This window comes from Rhodococcus sp. SJ-2, assembly GCF_053750035.1.
Window position 1 is genome coordinate 4537011 of sequence record NZ_CM132340.1, and the last position, 17893, is coordinate 4554903.

19 protein-coding genes are annotated in these 17893 nt (G+C 66.4%); 13 read left to right on the forward strand and 6 right to left on the reverse strand.

The window, feature by feature from the left end; all coding sequences use genetic code 11:
- The first annotated feature begins 109 nt into the window (after positions 1 to 109).
- The 11 genes from rimP (at position 110) to truB (ending at position 10992) form a co-directional block, all read left to right on the forward strand.
- Positions 110 to 727, forward strand: a complete 618-nt coding sequence (rimP, locus tag ACSYG9_RS21275) for a ribosome maturation factor RimP (RefSeq protein ID WP_440124359.1) — start codon at positions 110 to 112, stop codon at positions 725 to 727.
- Positions 724 to 1752 carry a transcription termination factor NusA gene (nusA, locus tag ACSYG9_RS21280; RefSeq protein WP_454839831.1) on the forward strand — a complete coding sequence of 343 codons (1029 nt, stop codon included), beginning with the start codon at positions 724 to 726 and terminating at the stop codon, positions 1750 to 1752. The genes rimP and nusA overlap by 4 nt, the downstream gene beginning before the upstream one ends.
- Before the next feature lie 44 nt (positions 1753 to 1796).
- Positions 1797 to 2180 carry a DUF448 domain-containing protein gene (locus ACSYG9_RS21285; protein WP_440124361.1) on the forward strand — a complete coding sequence of 128 codons (384 nt, stop codon included), beginning with the start codon at positions 1797 to 1799 and terminating at the stop codon, positions 2178 to 2180.
- A gap of 92 nt (positions 2181 to 2272) precedes the next feature.
- Positions 2273 to 5170, forward strand: coding sequence for a translation initiation factor IF-2 (infB, locus tag ACSYG9_RS21290; RefSeq protein ID WP_454839832.1), 2898 nt, complete (start codon positions 2273 to 2275; stop codon positions 5168 to 5170).
- An 87-nt stretch (positions 5171 to 5257) separates the two neighbouring features.
- Positions 5258 to 5548: a DUF503 domain-containing protein gene (locus ACSYG9_RS21295; RefSeq protein WP_169688722.1), complete on the forward strand. Its 291-nt coding sequence runs from the start codon at positions 5258 to 5260 to the stop codon at positions 5546 to 5548.
- Positions 5549 to 5609: 61 nt separating this feature from the next.
- Entirely contained in the window at positions 5610 to 6059 is a 450-nt protein-coding gene (gene rbfA / locus ACSYG9_RS21300; RefSeq protein ID WP_169688723.1) for a 30S ribosome-binding factor RbfA, read from the forward strand.
- Between the two features lie 7 nt (positions 6060 to 6066).
- Entirely contained in the window at positions 6067 to 7059 is a 993-nt protein-coding gene (locus ACSYG9_RS21305) for a DHH family phosphoesterase (RefSeq protein WP_440127750.1), read from the forward strand.
- Entirely contained in the window at positions 7059 to 8423 is a 1365-nt protein-coding gene (locus ACSYG9_RS21310; protein ID WP_440124363.1) for an MATE family efflux transporter, read from the forward strand. The genes ACSYG9_RS21305 and ACSYG9_RS21310 overlap by 1 nt, the downstream gene beginning before the upstream one ends.
- A 5-nt stretch (positions 8424 to 8428) precedes the next feature.
- On the forward strand, positions 8429 to 9367 hold the full coding sequence (locus ACSYG9_RS21315) for a metallophosphoesterase family protein (protein ID WP_454839833.1): 939 nt from the start codon (positions 8429 to 8431) through the stop codon (positions 9365 to 9367).
- A 41-nt stretch (positions 9368 to 9408) separates the two neighbouring features.
- A complete protein-coding gene (gene npt / locus ACSYG9_RS21320; RefSeq protein ID WP_440127751.1) occupies positions 9409 to 10071 on the forward strand; it encodes a 4'-phosphopantetheinyl transferase Npt in 663 nt (220 codons plus the stop codon).
- A 3-nt stretch (positions 10072 to 10074) separates the two neighbouring features.
- Positions 10075 to 10992 (forward strand): tRNA pseudouridine(55) synthase TruB, encoded by a 918-nt coding sequence (gene truB, locus ACSYG9_RS21325; protein ID WP_454839834.1) that lies wholly within the window; start codon positions 10075 to 10077, stop codon positions 10990 to 10992.
- Positions 10993 to 10999: 7 nt separating this feature from the next.
- Here the strand turns inward: truB and ACSYG9_RS21330 are convergent, their stop codons facing one another.
- The gene (locus ACSYG9_RS21330; RefSeq protein WP_440124366.1) at positions 11000 to 11647 is read right to left on the reverse strand and encodes a response regulator; all 648 of its coding nucleotides are present in this window, start codon (positions 11645 to 11647) and stop codon (positions 11000 to 11002) included.
- 5 nt (positions 11648 to 11652) lie between these two features.
- Positions 11653 to 12828, reverse strand: a complete 1176-nt coding sequence (locus tag ACSYG9_RS21335; protein WP_440124367.1) for a histidine kinase — start codon at positions 12826 to 12828, stop codon at positions 11653 to 11655.
- Positions 12829 to 12935: 107 nt separating this feature from the next.
- On the opposite strand from ACSYG9_RS21335, the gene ACSYG9_RS21340 reads away from it, so the two are divergent.
- Both ACSYG9_RS21340 and ACSYG9_RS21345 read left to right on the forward strand, forming a co-directional pair.
- Positions 12936 to 13862: an ATP-binding cassette domain-containing protein gene (locus ACSYG9_RS21340; RefSeq protein WP_440124368.1), complete on the forward strand. Its 927-nt coding sequence runs from the start codon at positions 12936 to 12938 to the stop codon at positions 13860 to 13862.
- Positions 13863 to 13864: 2 nt separating this feature from the next.
- The gene (locus ACSYG9_RS21345) at positions 13865 to 14608 is read left to right on the forward strand and encodes a hypothetical protein (RefSeq protein WP_440124369.1); all 744 of its coding nucleotides are present in this window, start codon (positions 13865 to 13867) and stop codon (positions 14606 to 14608) included.
- A gap of 9 nt (positions 14609 to 14617) precedes the next feature.
- Here ACSYG9_RS21345 and ACSYG9_RS21350 read toward each other — a convergent pair whose 3' ends face one another.
- From ACSYG9_RS21350 to ACSYG9_RS21365, 4 genes are read right to left on the reverse strand one after another with little or no spacing between them, the layout of a single operon-like run.
- On the reverse strand, positions 14618 to 15310 hold the full coding sequence (locus tag ACSYG9_RS21350) for an iron dependent repressor, metal binding and dimerization domain protein (RefSeq protein WP_440124370.1): 693 nt from the start codon (positions 15308 to 15310) through the stop codon (positions 14618 to 14620).
- Positions 15311 to 15319: 9 nt separating this feature from the next.
- Positions 15320 to 16195, reverse strand: a complete 876-nt coding sequence (locus ACSYG9_RS21355; RefSeq protein WP_440127752.1) for an iron chelate uptake ABC transporter family permease subunit — start codon at positions 16193 to 16195, stop codon at positions 15320 to 15322.
- On the reverse strand, positions 16195 to 16974 hold the full coding sequence (locus tag ACSYG9_RS21360) for an ATP-binding cassette domain-containing protein (protein ID WP_440124371.1): 780 nt from the start codon (positions 16972 to 16974) through the stop codon (positions 16195 to 16197). The genes ACSYG9_RS21355 and ACSYG9_RS21360 overlap by 1 nt, the downstream gene beginning before the upstream one ends.
- The gene (locus ACSYG9_RS21365; protein ID WP_440124372.1) at positions 16971 to 17858 is read right to left on the reverse strand and encodes a metal ABC transporter solute-binding protein, Zn/Mn family; all 888 of its coding nucleotides are present in this window, start codon (positions 17856 to 17858) and stop codon (positions 16971 to 16973) included. The genes ACSYG9_RS21360 and ACSYG9_RS21365 overlap by 4 nt, the downstream gene beginning before the upstream one ends.
- Positions 17859 to 17893 lie beyond the last annotated feature (35 nt).

Consider the following 17893-nt stretch of genomic DNA (forward strand, 5'->3'; position numbering starts at 1 on the left):
CCCCGGGCTGGTCACGGAGCGGCGAAATGCACGTTAGGCTGGATATCTGCCGGCCGTCCGTCCGGCCGCTGTCCGCTGCGATCACAACTGAACGAGGAGCCCGCTCACCATGCCTGTGCCACCCCCGGAGAGGATCGTCGAGCTCGTCACGGATCTTCTCGACAACGAGGGCTACGACCTCGAGGACGTGGTCGTGACCGCCGCCGGAAAGCACAGCACTGTTCGCCTGATGGTCGACAGCGACTCGGGGCTCGGACTCGACGAGGCAGCACGCCTGAGCCGCCTGGTGTCCGATGCGTTCGATTCCGTCTCCGATTTCGGGGAGTCCCCTTACGTCCTCGAAGTGACGAGTCCGGGCATCGGAAGGCCGCTCACACTCGCTCGGCATTGGAGACGCGCACAGGGGCGCAAGGCTCGGATCGAGACGGCCGCCGAGACGTTCGTCGCCCGGATCGGCGAGCTCGTCGGCGACACCATTCGGGTGGTGGTGTCCGACAAGCAAGGCCCGTTCATTCGGTCGTTGTCGCTGTCCGACGTGCAAAAGGCAGTGGTCGAGATCGAGTTCTCACCCCCCAACGCGCGGGAACTGGAATTGGCCGGTGGACTCCCGGACGGGCGGGTGCAGGCCGGCGAGATCGACGAGAACGCGGTCGGCGAAGACGCCACTGACGACGAGAACACGGTGGACGACGGCACCGAAAGCAACGAACTGAGGATGGACAAGTGAATATCGAAATTGCGGCTCTGCGGATGCTGGAGTCGGAGAAGAACATTCCGTTCGACGAGCTCATCGAAACGCTCGAGACGGCCTTGCTCACCGCGTACCGGCATGTCGACGGGCACCAACCGCACGCCCGCGTCGTGGTCGACGTCAAGACCGGAGCGATTCAGGTGCTCGCCGAAGAGCGCGACGAGGACGGCAACGTCATCGCCGAATGGGACGACACCCCGGAGAACTTCGGGCGGATCGCGGCGACGACCGCCCGGCAGGTGATCATGCAGCGTATCCGCGACGCGGAACACGAACAGCGGTTCGGCGAGTTCTCCACCCACGAGGGCGAGATCGTCAGTGGCGTCGTCCAGCGCGACTCCCGTGCCAACGCTCGCGGCATGGTGGTGGTCAAGATCGGTGGCGACACCAGCGCCACCGAGGGGCTGATTCCACCGGCCGAGCAGGTGCCGGGGGAGAGCTACGAGCACGGCGACCGGATCAAGTGCTATGTCGTCGGGGTCTCGCGCGGTCAGCGTGGACCGCAGATCACGTTGTCGCGCACCCACCCCAATCTGGTTCGCCGGCTGTTCGCTCTCGAAGTTCCCGAGATCGCCGACGAGTCCGTCGAGATCGTCGCGGTCGCGAGGGAGTCCGGGCACCGATCGAAGATCGCGGTGCACTCGGTCGTACCCGGGCTCAACGCGAAGGGCGCGTGCATCGGGCCCATGGGTCAGCGGGTGCGCAATGTGATGCGCGAACTCGGTGAAGAGAAGATCGACATCATCGACTTCGACGAGGATCCCGCGAAGTTCGTCGGCAACGCACTGTCGCCGTCGAAGGTGGTTTCCGTCACGGTCGTGGACCCGGATGCGCGCGCTGCACGGGTGGTCGTGCCCGATTTCCAGTTGTCGCTCGCGATCGGCAAGGAAGGGCAAAACGCGCGTCTCGCAGCACGCCTGACGGGATGGCGAATCGACATCCGCAGCGACGCCGCGCCCCTCGAAGTCGACGGCGCAGGCGATCCCCCGACAGGCAGGTGAAAGTGGAATGCGGGATTTCGGGCAAAACAGCGGTACAGTGGTCGATGGTTCAGCATGACCTGCCCTCCATCGGCCCTGAGCGCACCCGTCCGGTGCGCACGTGCGTCGGATGTCGGCAGCGAACGCTGGCTGCCGAACTGCTGAGGATCGTGGCGCGAGGCTCGAAGCCGGAAGGTTTCGTCGTCGTACCCGATCCGGGGCGCAGGCTTCCCGGGCGAGGTGCGTGGATGCATCCCACCGCGGAGTGTCTGGATCTGGCCGTTCGGCGTCGAGCATTCGGCAGAGCACTGAAGGTGTCCGGAGGTCCGGATATCTCAGCGCTGGATCAGCTGGTCGGGTCCATGGAGGAGAGGTCGCACAGCAACCTCGACGACGGGACACCAACAGTGACATCGAACTCTGAGAAGAACAGGCACGAACACTCATGAGCACACCGTGAAGCACCAGCGATGAACGTCCATCGGAGATAACCCGAGGTCGTGCGGGCATTGGCCGCTCGACCTCATCAGTGAGGAGAGCAGTGGCAGGCAAGGCCCGCGTGCACGAGTTGGCAAAAGAACTCGGTGTCACAAGTAAGGAACTACTCGCAAAGCTCAAGGAGCAAGGCGAGTTCGTGAAATCAGCGTCCTCGACGGTGGAGCCCCCCGTGGCCCGCCGTCTTCGTGAGTCGTTCGGCAAGGCGCAGAGCACCGACGCGCCGGCCGCAAAGGCCGCACCCACCCCCGGCCCCCGTCCCGGCGCACCGCGCCCGGGACCACGCCCGGCAGCGCCGACGCCTGCAGCCCCGGCTCCCGCGCCTGCGGCTCCGGCACAGGAAGCAGCGGCGAAGGAAACCCCCGCGGCGCCGACCCCTTCGGCACGCCCGAAGCCCGGCGCCCCCAAGCCTGCAGCTCCGGCACCCGCGCCTCCGGCTCCGGCTCCGGCCGCGAAGAGCGCTGCACCGGCGGAAGGGCAGGCTCCCGCTCCAACGCCGGCACCGAAGCCTGCGACGCCGGGTCCCAAGCCGGCTCCGCGTCCGGGTCAGAAGTCCCCGCGCGTCGGTAACAACCCGTACTCGTCTGCTCCTGCAGAGCGGCCCGCTCCGCGTCCCGCAGGCCCCCGTCCGGGTCCTGGCGGACCTCGTCCGACTCCCGGCCAGGGTGGCCCCCGTCCGACTCCCGGTCAGGGACGTCCAGCGGCCGGTGGCCAGCGTCCGGCACCGGGTCAGGGCGGTCCCCGTCCGGCTCCCGGACAGGGTGGACCTCGTCCGTCCCCCGGCTCCATGCCTCCCCGTCCGAACCCGGGTGCGATGCCGCAGCGTGCTGCACGCCCGGCTGCTTCCGGTCGTCCGGGTCGTCCGGGCGGCGCGCCCGGGGGTCGTCCCGGCGGTGGTGGCGGCGGCTACCGCGGTGGCGGTGCCGGTGGTGGCGCAGGCGGCGGCGCGGGCGCCGGTGCAGGTGCTCCCGGTGGCTTCCGCGGTCGTCCCGGTGGCGGTGGCGGCGGTGGCCGCGGACGCGGCGGTGCAGCCGGTGCGTTCGGTCGTCCAGGTGGCGCTCCGCGTCGTGGCCGCAAGTCGAAGCGGCAGAAGCGGCAGGAATACGATTCCATGCAGGCGCCCGCTGTCGGCGGCGTGCGGTTGCCGCGCGGCAGCGGTGAGACCATTCGTCTCGCCCGCGGAGCATCGTTGTCCGACTTCGCGGAGAAGATCGATGCGAATCCGGCAGCACTCGTGCAGGCGTTGTTCAACCTCGGCGAGATGGTCACCGCCACTCAGTCGGTGAACGACGAGACCCTCGAGCTGCTCGGCTCGGAGATGAACTATGTCGTGCAGGTCGTCTCGCCCGAGGACGAGGACCGCGAACTGCTCGAGTCGTTCGACATCCAGTACGGCCAGGACGAGGGCGGCGAGGAGGACCTTCAGCAGCGTCCGCCGGTGGTCACCGTCATGGGCCACGTCGACCACGGTAAGACCCGACTGCTCGACACGATCCGTAAGGAGAACGTCGGCGAGGGCGAGGCCGGTGGCATCACGCAGCACATCGGTGCCTACCAGGTCATGACGCACCTCAACGGTGAAGACCGCCTGATCACGTTCATCGACACGCCGGGCCACGAAGCGTTCACCGCCATGCGTGCCCGCGGCGCCAAGTCGACGGACATCGCGATTCTCGTGGTCGCAGCCGACGACGGTGTCATGCCGCAGACGGTCGAGGCGATCAACCACGCCCAGGCGGCCGACGTGCCGATCGTGGTCGCGGTCAACAAGATCGACAAGGAGGGTGCGAACCCTCAGAAGATCCGTCAGCAGCTCACCGAGTACGGGCTGGTCACCGAGGAGTACGGCGGCGACACCATGTTCGTCGACATCTCCGCCAAGCAGGGTCTCAACATCGACCAGCTGCTCGAGGCCGTGCTGCTCACCGCAGACGCGTCTCTCGATCTGCGGGCGAATCCCGACATGGAGGCGCAGGGCGTCGCCATCGAGGCCCACCTCGACCGCGGTCGCGGTCCGGTCGCGACGGTGCTCGTTCAGCGCGGCACCCTGCGGGTCGGCGACTCCATCGTTGCCGGCGATGCGTACGGCCGCGTTCGTCGCATGGTCGACGAGCACGGTGAGGACGTCCTCGAAGCGTTCCCGTCGCGTCCGGTTCAGGTCATCGGCTTCACGTCCGTGCCCGGCGCCGGCGACAATCTCGTCGTCGTCGACGAGGACCGCATCGCCCGGCAGATCGCCGACCGGCGCAATGCGCGCAAGCGCAATGCGCTGGCCGCCAGGAGCCGCAAGCGGATCAGCCTCGAAGATCTCGACGCCGCTCTCAAGGAGCACAACGAGCTCAACCTCATCCTCAAGGGCGACAACTCCGGTACCGTCGAGGCCCTCGAAGAGGCCCTCATGGGTATCCAGATCGACGACGAGGTGCGCCTGCGGGTCATCGACCGCGGTGTCGGTGGCGTCACCGAGACCAACGTCAACCTGGCGTCCGCATCGAACGCCGTGATCATCGGCTTCAATGTCCGCGCCGAGGGCAAGGCGACGGAGCTGGCGAACCGCGAGGGCGTCGATATCCGCTACTACTCGATCATCTACCAGGCGATCGACGAGGTGGAGAAGGCTCTCAAGGGCATGCTCAAGCCGATCTACGAGGAGGTCGAGCTCGGCCGCGCTGAGATCCGCGCGATCTTCAAGTCGTCGAAGGTCGGCAACATCGCCGGTTGCCTCGTGCAGTCGGGGATTGTCAAGCGCAACGCCAAGGCACGTCTGCTCCGCGACAACAACGTGGTTGCGGAGACCGTCACGATCTCCTCGCTGCGGCGTGAGAAGGACGACGTCGTAGAGGTGCGTGAGGGCTACGAATGTGGTCTGACGATCACCTACTCCGACATCAAGGTCGGCGACGTGATCGAGGCCTACGAGTTGCGCGAGAAGCCGCGCGACTGACATATCTCGGCCGGTGGCGGTGGACGACCATGTCGTCCGCCGCCACGGGCGTGTCGAGAGATCAGCATCCGACGGGGAAGGTCGACGATGTATCTGGGAGCGCTCGAACTGGACATTCTCCTGGGTGACGTCCATTCGCTCAAGGGCAAGCGATCGTTGATCAAGCCGGTGCTCGCCGAGTTGCGTCGCCTGGGTGTATCTGCATCGGAGACCGGCGACCAAGATCTGCATCGACGAACGAAACTCGGTGTGGCGGTGGCCGCACCCGATCTTGCGCACGTACGGGAGATACTCGACAAGTGTGAGCGTCTCGCCGCGGATCGCCCGGAACTGGAGTTGCTTTCCACCAGACGAAGAGTGTTCGGTCCGGAAGACTGACGGTCCGAAACAACACAGAGAGTGGTCGCCGGAGACCGGCGACCGAGGAGGAACGAACGACATGGCCGATCCAGCACGCGCGCGTCGCCTTGCGAAGCGCATCTCCACTATCGTGGCTACCGCGATCGACCATGAGATCAAGGATCCACGGCTCGAATTCATCACCATCACCGACGCGAAGGTCACGCCCGATCTGCATGACGCGACGGTCTACTACACCGTGCGCGGCGCCGATCTGAATACCGAGCCGGACCTCGAGTCGGCAGCCGCAGGGCTCGAGAAGGCCAAGGGGATCCTCCGATCGAAGGTCGGTGCGGCAACCGGTGTCCGGTTCACCCCGACACTGACGTTCGCCACCGACACCGTGCCGGATACCGCCCGTCACATGGAAGAACTCCTCGCGCGGGCGCGTGCGGCGGACGACGAAGTGGCACGGGCACGAGAGGGAGCGGTACCGGCCGGTGACTCCGACCCGTACAAGGAACCTCGCGAACGTGACGACGACGAATAGCGGCCCCATGCCCGACTTCGAAACGTCGACCGCCCCCGGCGGCGCAGTCGATCTCGACGGTGCCGTCGCGTTGCTCTCTGCTGCGCAGACAGTGACTGTGCTGTGCCACGTCCAACCCGACGCCGACACTCTCGGTAGCGGGCTGGCCCTCGGCCTCGCACTCGAGCGACGAGGAGTTCCCGTGCAGGTGGCGTTTGCGGCGCCGGACACGGTACCCAAATCGATGCGAAGCCTGCCGGGCGTCCATCTCGTCGTCGCCGCGGAGCAAGTCCGGGACGAGGTAGACCTGCTCGTTGCCGTGGACTGCGGCACGGCCGGTCGTCTCGGCAGCTTGCGGACCCGTCTCGAGGGTGCTCGGAACTCGCTGGTCATCGATCACCACCGATCGAACACCCGATTCGGGACCCACAACCTCATCGATGCGGACGCCGAGGCCACCGCGGCAGTCCTCGCTGACATATTCGACGCGTGGTGCGTCGAGATCGACGCGGATATCGCCCACTGCCTGTTCGCTGGTCTCGCCACCGACACCGGATCCTTCCGATGGGTGCGCCCGGGTACGCACTCGCTTGCGGAGCGCCTGCTCGCGACCGGGATCGACGGTGCGAACATCACCCGTACGCTTCTCGACACCCACCCGTTCGGCTGGTTGCCGATGCTGTCGTCGGTCCTGTCGTCCGCGACCCTGATACCCGAGGCCGCGAACGATCGAGGACTGGTGTACGCCCTGGTGCGTCGTGCGGACTCTTCCCATCTCGGCGCCGAAGAGATCGAAAGCGTCATCGACATCGTGCGCACCACGCTGGAAGCAGAGGTTGCGGCGGTGTTCAAGGAAGTCGGTCCGCAGGAATGGACGGTCTCGTTGCGTTCCAAGCGCGATGTGGACGTCTCACTCGTGGCGACCACCCTCGGAGGCGGCGGACATCGATTTGCGTCCGGGTACACCGCACTCGGCGACTCCGAGGAGATCGTCGCTGCCCTTCGCGCTGCGCTCGGGTGATGGCGTCGGTCGAATCCACGACCCCACGCGACGTCTCCGGGCGGCGGATCCTCGGACTCGCGCTGCCCGCGCTCGGAGTGCTGGCGGCAGAGCCCCTCTACCTGCTGTTCGACATCGCGGTCGTGGGACGACTCGGTGCACTTCCGCTCGCCGGACTGGCGATCGGTGGTCTCGTTCTTGCCCAGGTCACGACGCAGTTGACCTTCCTGTCGTACGGGACGACAGCCCGGGCGGCGCGGTTCCACGGTGCCGGTCGGCGCGACGACGCCGTCACGGAAGGGATCCAGGCCACCTGGCTCGCGGTCTGTGTCGGTGCCGTGATCGTCGTGGTCGGCCAGTTGCTTGCCGCCCCGGTCGCGAGCCTGATCGCCGGTGACGAGGAGATCGCGGCTGCCGCGGTGTCCTGGCTGCGTGTCGCGCTGTTCGGTGCACCACTGATCCTCATCAGCCTGGCGGGTAACGGGTGGATGCGAGGTGTGCAGGACACCGCGCGGCCCTTGCGGTATGTGGTGCTGGGATTGGGGCTCTCGGCGGCATTGTGTCCGATTCTGGTCCACGGTCTGCTCGGTGCTCCACGTTGGGAGCTCGTCGGCTCCGCGGTTGCCAACGTTGTGGGGCAGTTCGTTGCGGCAACGCTGTTCGTGGTGGCGCTGGTGCGTTCAGGGGTGTCGCGCCGGCCGCGCCGTGCTGTGATCGTCGCCCAGTTGCAACTCGGTCGCGACCTCATCGCCCGGAGCCTGGCGTTCCAGGCGTGCTTCCTGTCGGCAGCCGCGGTCGCAGCGCGGTTCGGTGCCGCTGCGGTCGCGGGGCACCAGGTGGTCCTGCAGTTGTGGAACTTCGTCACGCTCGCCCTCGACTCACTTGCCATCGCCGCACAGGCACTCGTCGGGGCCGCACTCGGTGCCAAGGACACCCGCGGTGCAACTCGGATTGCCTGGCGAGTGACGGCGTGGTCCGCCCTGTTCGCAATGGCTCTGGCCGTGCTCTTCCTTGCGGGGCGGACGCTGCTCCCCGGTCTGTTCACTGCAGACGCCGCGGTACTCGATCAGATCGAGATCGCATGGTGGTTCTTCGTCGCGATCATCCCGCTGGCCGGGGTCGTATTCGCGCTCGACGGAGTACTACTCGGTGCAGGCGATGCCGCATTCCTTCGTACCGCGACACTTGCCGCCGCATTGCTGGGATTCCTCCCTCTGATCTGGTGCTCGCTCGCCTTCGACTGGGGCCTCGCGGGAATCTGGACGGGGCTTACGGTGTTCATCGTGTTTCGGATGATTGCCGTCGTGTGGCGCACTCTGTCGGGGCGCTGGGTAGTGACGGGCGCGGACCGACAGGTCCACGCAGGCGACGGAACGGGAGGATAGAAACCGTGGCAGCGAAGTTGTGGGCGGTCAGTGACATCCATGTGGCACACCGGGGAAATCGGCCTGTCACCGAAGACCTGTTTCCCGAATCACCCGACGACTGGCTCATCGTCGCAGGTGATGTCTCGGAGAAGACCGACGATATCCGCTGGGCACTGAAGCTGCTCAGCGATCGCTTCGCGACGGTGATCTGGGTTCCCGGCAACCACGAACTGTGGACCACCGCGAAAGATCCCGTGCAAATGCACGGGGTGGCTCGCTACGACTATCTCGTGACCATGTGCCGCGAACTCGGCGTGATCACTCCAGAAGACCCGTACCAGGTCTGGGAGGGCGAGGGCGGTCCGGTCGTGCTCGTTCCCATGTTCCTGCTGTACGACTATTCGTTCCTGCCGGACGGCACCACCACGAAGGCTGATGGCCTGGCTTTGGCGCGCGAGCGGAACGTGGTCGCGACCGACGAGTTCCTGCTGAAGCCCGACCCGTACATCACCCGCGACACGTGGTGCCGTGCACGGATCGAGCAGACGAGGACTCGGCTCGACGCGCTCGATCCTGAGTTGCCGACCGTGTTGATCAATCACTTCCCGCTCGTGCGCGAACCCACTCGAATGCTGTTCTATCCTGAGTTCGCGCTGTGGTGCGGCACCACCGAGACCGCCGACTGGCACTTGCGGTACCGGGCGTTGTGCAGTGTGTATGGGCATCTCCACATCCCGCGTACCACGTATTACGACGGGGTGCGCTTCGAGGAGGTATCGGTCGGATACCCACGCGAATGGCAACGACGTGGCCTCCCCGACAACGTGCTGCGCCAGATCCTGCCCGTCCCGGACTACCCGCCGGGCACGCTCAACAAGTGGGGCGGTCATTTCACGGTGACTCCCGAGATGGAAGCCGAAGCCGAGAAGTTTCGGGCTCAACGAGAGAAGGAACTACGGTGACGGAACCGGCGACGAACCCCATGGTCGGTGCACGAGACGGTTTGATCGAACGGATCGTTCCCGACGGCGTCGCAGCCGCGGAACTGTTCTCCGACCCGCCGGGCCTCGCAGCTCACCCTCAGGAGGAAGCCCTCATCGCCAGGTCTGTCGAGAAGCGTCGCCGCGAGTTCATCGGTGCTCGGCACTGCGCACGTCAGGCGATGGGTCGCCTGGGTGTGGAGCCGGCGCCGATTCTCAAGGGGGACATGGGCGCACCGATCTGGCCTCGCGGAGTCGTCGGTAGTCTCACGCACTGCGACGGCTATCGCGGTGCCGTCCTCGGCTACTCGCTGCAGGTGCGTTCGCTCGGAATCGACGCGGAACCGCACGATCATCTCCCGGACGGTGTCCTCGATGCAGTCAGCCTCGACGTCGAACGCACATGGCTCGCGTCGACCGACGACACCGACGTGCACTGGGATCGGGTGCTGTTCTGCGCCAAAGAAGCCACATACAAGGCGTGGTTTCCGCTCACCGGTCGCTGGCTCGGATTCGAGGATGCCCACATAACCTTCGAACGCGACGACTCCGGTGCGACCTCCGGCACGTTCCGGTCGGAGTTGCTGGTTCCCGGCGACACCCGCGACGGCGCGCCGCTGACCGCATTCGACGGTCGCTGGCTTGTCGCCGACGGCCTGGTGCTCACCGCAATCACGGTGCGCTGAACCATGACCGAATCCGCTTTCGGCAACCCCGCCCTCACTCGTGCCGGCTTGCTCATCGTCGACAAACCGGCGGGCATGACCAGCCATGACGTCGTCGCCCGATGCCGGAAACTGCTGGGGACCCGCAAGGTAGGCCACGCAGGCACCCTCGATCCGATGGCGACCGGAGTTCTGGTGCTCGGTGTCGAACGCGCCACCAAGTTACTCGGGTTGCTGGCGTTGACCACCAAGTCGTACGCCGCGACGATCCGGCTGGGGCAGCGCACCGTGACCGATGACGCGGAGGGCGAAGTGCTCGAGACCATGGACGCGTCGTCCGTGAGCGACGACAGGATCACTGCAGGGGTTGCCGCGCTGACCGGGGACATCGAGCAGGTCCCGGCGAGCGTGAGTGCGATCAAGATCGACGGCAAGCGTGCGTACGCGCGGATGCGCGAGGGTGAAGCGGTGGAGCTCCCCGCGCGGCCGGTCACCGTGTCGCGGTTCGAGGTTCTCGCGCGCCACGACCCGACCGAGGAAGGATTCGTCGACCTCGACGTCGAGGTCGACTGTTCATCCGGGACCTACATCCGGGCTCTTGCGCGAGATCTGGGAGCGGCCCTTGGCGTCGGGGGACATCTCACGGCCTTGCGGCGTACCACGGTCGGCCCGTTCGGTCTCGAGCATGCGCGCACCCTCGAGCAATTGGTGGACGATCCGACACCGAGCCTCGACCTCGACGCGGCGATCCTGGCTGCGTTCGAAACCCGTTCGGTCACGGCCGACGAGGCCGTGGTGCTCTCGCACGGCCGCTGGCTCGACCCGATCGGTATGTCCGGTGTGTATGCGGCGATCGACCCGCAGGGGCGGGCGGTGTCGTTACTACAGGAGAAGGGGAAGCGGGCGGCATCGGTGTTCGTGGTGCGTCCGTCCAACATCTGAGGTGCGCTCAGGTCGTGACGAATCCCGATTCGTAGGCCACAATGACCGCCTGGGTTCGGTCGCGCACACCGAGCTTCGAAAGTACGGCACTGACATGGGATTTGACGGTCTCGGCGCCAACGAACATGTGCGTGGCGATCTCGGCATTCGACAGGCCGCGCGTCATCAACCGCAACACGGTCGACTCCCGTTCGGTGAGCGCAGCACGATCGAGTTGCTCGCGGGCGGGCGCGTTGCCATGGCCTGACGCGAGCGTCCGGACGGCAGCGGGATACAGAAGTGAATCGCCTTCGGCCACGGTGCGGACAGCATTTGCGATCTCGGCGGGGCGGGCACGTTTGAGCAGGAATCCGTCCGCGCCCGCCCGCAAAGCCCGGTAGACGTACTCGTCGTTCTCGAAGGTCGTCACGATCACGATCTTGGGCGGTGACGGTACGGTCCGCAGGATCGCGCGTGTCGCGTCGATCCCGTCCATCAACGGCATCCGCACGTCCATTGCGATCACGGTCGGACGTAACTGCCGCAAGAGCGGGACGACCGCGGCGCCGTCCCCGGCTTCGCCCACGACCTCGATGTCGGGCTGCGCGTCGAGGATCGCGCGCAGTCCCGCGCGGGCGAGTGGTTCGTCGTCGACGAGCAGCACGGTGATCGTCATGCGTATCACTGCGTTCCGTCGAACGGGAGCGTGACGTGGACCTGCCAGACACCGTCGGCCGGTCCGGTCGCCGCGTGGCCACCGAGTAGCTCTGCGCGTTCGTGAATGCCGCGCAACCCGCTTCCACGACCGGTGGTCGGCGCGCCGACAGGTAATGCGCTCGTCACCGCCAACTCGAGTCGATCGGCATCCACCTGAACTCGGACGAGGACGGGCCCGGGACCGGCATGACGCAGCACGTTGGTCAGCGATTCCTGCAGGATGCGGTAGCCCTCCCGGGAAAGTGGCCCGGGTACACGATCGATGGGGCCGGCGACCGAGACGTCGATTTCGGCGCCCGCCGATCGTGCGGACACGACAAGGCGACAAGCGTCGGCGAGGGTCGGACGCTCACCTGGCCCCGTGGAGTCGCGTAGCACGAGAAGGACCCGATCGAGGTCGTCGAGCGCGTCGCGTCCGGTTTCTTCGATTGCGCGCAGTGCCAGCGCGGTGAACTCGGGATCATCGGCGGCGCGGGCCGCGCCGGCCTGCAATACCGCGACGGTGAGGGCATGACCGATCGAATCGTGCAGCTCGCGAGCGAGACGGGTGTGTTCGAGGAGAAGGTCGGTGCGTTGTTCCAGGACCCGCATCCGATCTGCGGCGGAGGGGCCGAGCAACCGGCGCGCAAGGGCGGTGACCAGAGCCCCGAGCCCGAGGACCGTCGTGAAGATCACCATGATGGGCAGTGGGATCAGCAGGACGTACCACCACTGAGGTTGCTCGATCCTCACGAGGGCGTCCTCGCCCGGTGCACCTCCCATCGCTGCACCGGCGAGATCCGCGCACAGCATGATCATCGGCACGCACACGGCGCACAGTATTGCGCTGAGCGCGAGCCTGACCTCGAGCCAGAGCACGGTGCGCCACCGGTCGGACCAACTCGCCGACGATGTGGCGCCGATGGACGGCCCATCAGCGCGGGTTCTCTCACCGGGAGTGAGGAACAGTCGTGCCTGGACTCCTTCCGCGAGCCGCATCGCCGGGAGCAACCCCACTGGCACGACGAACAAGGCGAGCATGTACGGCCGTTCGTCGTCGATGAAGATCCACACCGCAGCGAACGTCAACGGCAGGCACAGATGTAACCCGCGGGTGTAGGTCGCCGGACGAGTCAAGAGCCGGCCTATCTCGCGGAACATGTATTCATAGTGCCAGCTGCGCGTTCGCCGGTGATTCCCCGAAATGGGGGAGACGGATCCCACCCGAGGGGGGAGATCACGCGACCGGTTCGGATGACGCTGAGCGCATGACGACAATCGAAGTGCACGAGCTCACCAAGGTATACGGATCGATCCATGCGGTCGACGGCGTGACGTTCACTGTGCGTCCCGGTGTGGTGACGGGGTTCCTCGGTCCCAACGGTGCCGGAAAGTCCAGCACGATGCGCATCATCCTCGGCCTCGACCGACCGACCACCGGGACTGCCATGATCGGCGGCAGGCCTTTCGCCGAATCCGGGCAACCCCTGACCCTGGCCGGTGCCCTCCTCGACGCGGACGCCGCGCACCCCGGGCGGACCGCCCGGAACCACCTGCTGGCGCTCGCGAGGAGCAATCGGCTCCCGGCCGACCGTGTCGGCGTGGTCCTCGACGAGGTCGGACTGTCCGCTGTCGAGGGACGACGCGTCTCGTCCTTCTCGCTCGGAATGCGCCAGCGCCTCGGGATCGCCGCCGCGCTGCTCGGCGACCCGCAGGTACTGATACTGGACGAGCCGTCGAACGGGCTGGACCCGGAGGGCATCATCTGGATCAGGGAGGCGTTGCCGAGGCTCGCCCGCGAGGGACGCACGGTCCTCGTCTCGAGTCATCTGATGTCCGAGATCGCCTCGTACGCAGACCACCTCCTGGTTCTCGGCGCGGGACGCATTCTCGCCGATGCTTCCACGGACGAATTCGTCCGCGCTCATGCCGAATCGACCGTGCGCCTGCGCACCCCCCACGGCACCCGCCCCGACGAGGTGCTCGCGCGCTCCGGATGCACTGCCGTCGAGGACGACCGCGGCAGATGGATGGTCCGCGGCGGCCGGATCGACGAGATCGGAGCGCGGCTCGCCGACGCGGGCATCCCCGTCCTTGAGCTCACCGATCAACAGGCCTCGCTCGAGGAGGCCTATCTTGCCTTGACATCGAGCGCGAGGACCCACGTGTCCGGCACGACGCACCAGGAGGCCTAGCCATGTCGTACGCATCCGCACTCCATTCGGAGTGGATCAAGACGCGGTCCCTGCCGTCACTCGGTGGGGTGCTCGCGCTCCTTTTTCTCGTCACCGTCGGATTTTCCCTGGTCGGCAGTGCAACATTGGGCAGAGAGGAGGCGCGCGAACCCGATTTCGACCCGTTGCTGATCTCCTTCTTCGGCGTCAACTTCGGTCAGGTGGTCGCGATCACCTTCGGTGCCCTCGCCGCGGCAGCACAGTTCAAGAACCACGGCACGAGAGTCTGGCTCGTCGCAGTTCCCCGCCGCGGTGTGTTCTACCTCGCCGGTCTCGGCGTCGTCGCGAGTCTCACCTTCGTTGTCGGCCTGGCGACAGCCCTCGCGTGTTTCGTCGGTGGTCAGCTTCTGCTCGGTGAGCACCGGATGGAATGGACCGATGTGGCTGCTGGACGCGCAATTCTCGGGTGCGCGGTCTATCTGACCGCGATGGCACTGTTCGCGTCGGGAATGGCAACTCTGTTACGAAGTGCTGCAGCCACACTGGGCATCCTAGTCCCGCTGGTGTTGTTGCTGTCGTTCGTTCTCGGCGACGTGGCAGGCAGCAGCGGTGTCGCCGACTATCTGCCCGATCGCGCGGGGCGCCAGGTGCTCGTACTGGATCCGCTCGGTTCACCGGGGCCGTGGGCGGGACTTGTGGTGACAGCGTTGTGGTCGGGTACAGCCGTCCTCGCCGGTTGGTGGGCATTCCGTCGTCGCGACTGCTGACCGGCGGGATCAGACGAGCCAGATAGCTTCGGCCGCAAGATTTCCGAGGTCCACCGGGGTGCCGTCCGGGCTCCCGATCCGCACCGAGACGGTGCCGGCGAAGTCGCGACGTTCGACTACCTGGATGTCGGTGTCGAGAGCGATGCCGACCTCGTCGAAGTAGCGCAGCATCGCGGGGTCGGAGTCGGAGATCCGGGCGACACGTCCGCCTTCTCCGTCGCCGAACTCGCTGAGCGCGCGGGCGGGGGGCGCGGGAATCGAGCCTCCCGCAGTGGGGATCGGATCACCGTGCGGGTCGCGTTCGGGGTGGCCGAGTTTCGCGTCGATCGCGGCGATCATGCGCTCGGAGACCGCGTGCTCGAGAACTTCGGCTTCGTCGTGCACCTCGTCCCAGCCGTAACCGAGTTCGCGGACGAGGAACGTCTCGATGAGGCGGTGCCTGCGCACCATGGCGACGGCGGCGTCGCGGCCGCTGTCGGTGAGCGAGATGGACCCGTAGCGTGCGTGGTCGACCATTCCCTGGTCGGCGAGTCTGCGGACGGCTTCGGACACCGTCGACGCCGAGACACCGAGACGCTCGGCAAGCAGCTTCGTCGACACCTTCTCACCCGACCATTCCTGGATGGTCCAGATGATCTTCAGGTAGTCCTGGGCAACCGAGGACAACGTGTCGGTCACGGAGGGCTCACGAGTCTCAGGCACGTGACCAGCTTAGGTAACCGTCAGCGAAGAATCACCTTCTCGGGACGGTCGGCGGCGCAGTGCCGTGGTTACCAGGCCTTGTCGCGGTGCGAAGAGGTATGCGGCAGTGAACAGGGTGGCCTGGGCGAGCACCACCACGCCACCGGTCGCTGCATCGGTGTAGTAGCTCGTATACACACCGGCCACCGAACCGAGTGCGCCGAGTATCGGCGCGATGACCAGCATTCGAGACATCCTGTCGGTCAGCAGGTACGCGGTGGCACCGGGAATGATGAGCATCGCGACCACGAGGATCACGCCGACGGCCTGCACCGCACTGACGATCGTGATCGCCAGCAAGGCCAGTAGCAGCGCCGACAGCTTGGCAGGGGAGATGCCGAGTGCGTGCGCGTGGACGCGGTCGAACGCGAACAGGGTCAGGTCCCGACGCTTGACCACGAGCACCACGAACACCGCGGTGGCGAGCCCCGCGATCTGCCATACGTCGGATTGCGAGAGTCCCAGCAGGTTTCCGAACAGCACGTGGTGCAGGTCGATCTGGCTGGGATTCTTCGAGATGAGGACCACGCCCAGAGCGAACAGCGTGGTGAAGACCGTCCCGATCGCGGCGTCCTCCTTGATCTTCGTGGTCCCACGCACCAACCAGATCAGCGCTACCGCGAGACCTGCGAACAACAATGCGCCCAGGGTGAACGGCGCACCCACCAGGTAGGCCAGGACAACGCCGGGCAGGACCGCGTGCGAGACCGCATCGCCCATCAGGGACCAGCCGATCAACACGAGCCAGCAACTCAGCAGTGCACACACCGCGGTTGCGACGACCGCGACGACGAGGGCGCGTTGCATGAATCCGTACTGCAGTGGTTCGAGGATCAGATCGAGCATCACGACACCTCCTGTGGTTCGGTGCTCGCACCGAACGCCCGCGCAAGGTTCTCCGGCCGCAGTACGTCGTCGGGCGTGCTGTGCAGGACGACCCGCTTCTGCAGCAGAACCGCCTCGTCGCACAGCTGGGACAGACCTGCAAGGTCGTGGGTGGCGACGAGCAGCGTGTGCCCGTCGGCGGCGAGGCCGCGGAAAACGTCGGTCAGCGCGGCCTGGGTGGTTGTGTCGACGCCGGCAAAAGGTTCGTCGAGGAGCAACAGCGGCGCACGCTGTGCGATGGCCCGCGCGACGAACACACGTTTGCGTTGGCCCCCGGACAGCTGGCCGATCTGACGGTGGGCGAACGCGGTCATGCCGACACGGTCGAGTGCCTCGGTGACCGCCTCGTGGTCGCCGCGCCGTGCTCGGCGCATCCACCCCTGGTGTCCGTAGCGTCCGGTCATCACGACGTCGCGTACCCCGATCGGGAAGTCCCAGTCGACACCCTCGGCTTGCGGGACATACGCCACGGCGCCGGATTTTCGTGCGGCGGTGATTCCGATGCCGCCGACGGTGACCTCGCCTTCGTCAGGTTTGACGAGCCCGATCACGGTCTTGAACAGGGTGGACTTGCCTGATCCGTTGGTACCGACGAGCCCGCACACTCTGCCGGGATCGAGTTCGAGGCTCACCCGGTCGAGCGCGACGACGGTGTCGTACCGGACTGTCACGTGATCCAGGCGCAGTGCGGGTCCGGGGGGACGGGCACGGTCGGGTCGGGCGGTGCCGGAGAGCGTCACGGGTTCAGTCCTGACGTGATGGTTGCGACGTCGTGGCGGAGCAGGTCGAGATAGGTGGGTACCGGGCCGTCGGGTTCGGACAGCGAGTCGACGTAGAGAGTGCCTCCGTACGCGGCACCGGTATCGGCGGCGACCTGCCTCTGTGCCTTGTCGGAGACGGTGGATTCGCAGAACACCGCAGGGATGTCGTTGTCGCGTACGAAATCGACTGTGCGGGCGATCTGTTGCGGGGTGCCCTGCTGGTCGGAGTTGATCGGCCACAGGTAGGCCTCGCGCATTCCGGCGTCGCGCACGAGATAACCGAAGGCACCCTCGCAGGTGACCAAGGCTCGTTGGTGCTCGGGAACGGCCGCCAGCGTCGTGATCAGTTCGTCGTGTACGGCCTGGAGGTCGGACCGGTATGCGTCGGCGTTGGTCGCGAAATCCGCGGCGTGCTCGGGAGCGAGGTCGCTGAGCGCGGCCTCGATGTTGTCGACGTAGATCTGTGCGGTCAGCGGTGACATCCACGCGTGCGGGTTGAGTTGCGTGGAGGGCGCGTCGCCGATGGGCAGAGGCTCGATACCCTCGGTCAGCACTACATGTGCGGCGTCGGTGTCGGCGAGGAACTGCTCGAACCAGCGTTCGAGACCCAATCCGTTGTCGAGGACGAGATCCGCCTCGGTTGCATGCCTCAGGTCGCCGGGTGTCGGTTCGTAGCCGTGCACTTCTGCGCCGGGCTTCGTGATCGACTCCACCCGTATGTGGTTGCCCGCGACTGTGCGGGTCATATCGGCCAGCACGGTGAACGTGGTCAGCACGAGCGGGCGGTCGTCGGTCTGCGCGGTGCCACATGCGGTGAGCCCGATCAGTGAGCTGACTACAAGCAGTAATTTGGTTGGTCTCATCAAAAAGTTCGGCACCCCGAAATTATGCAGAACCG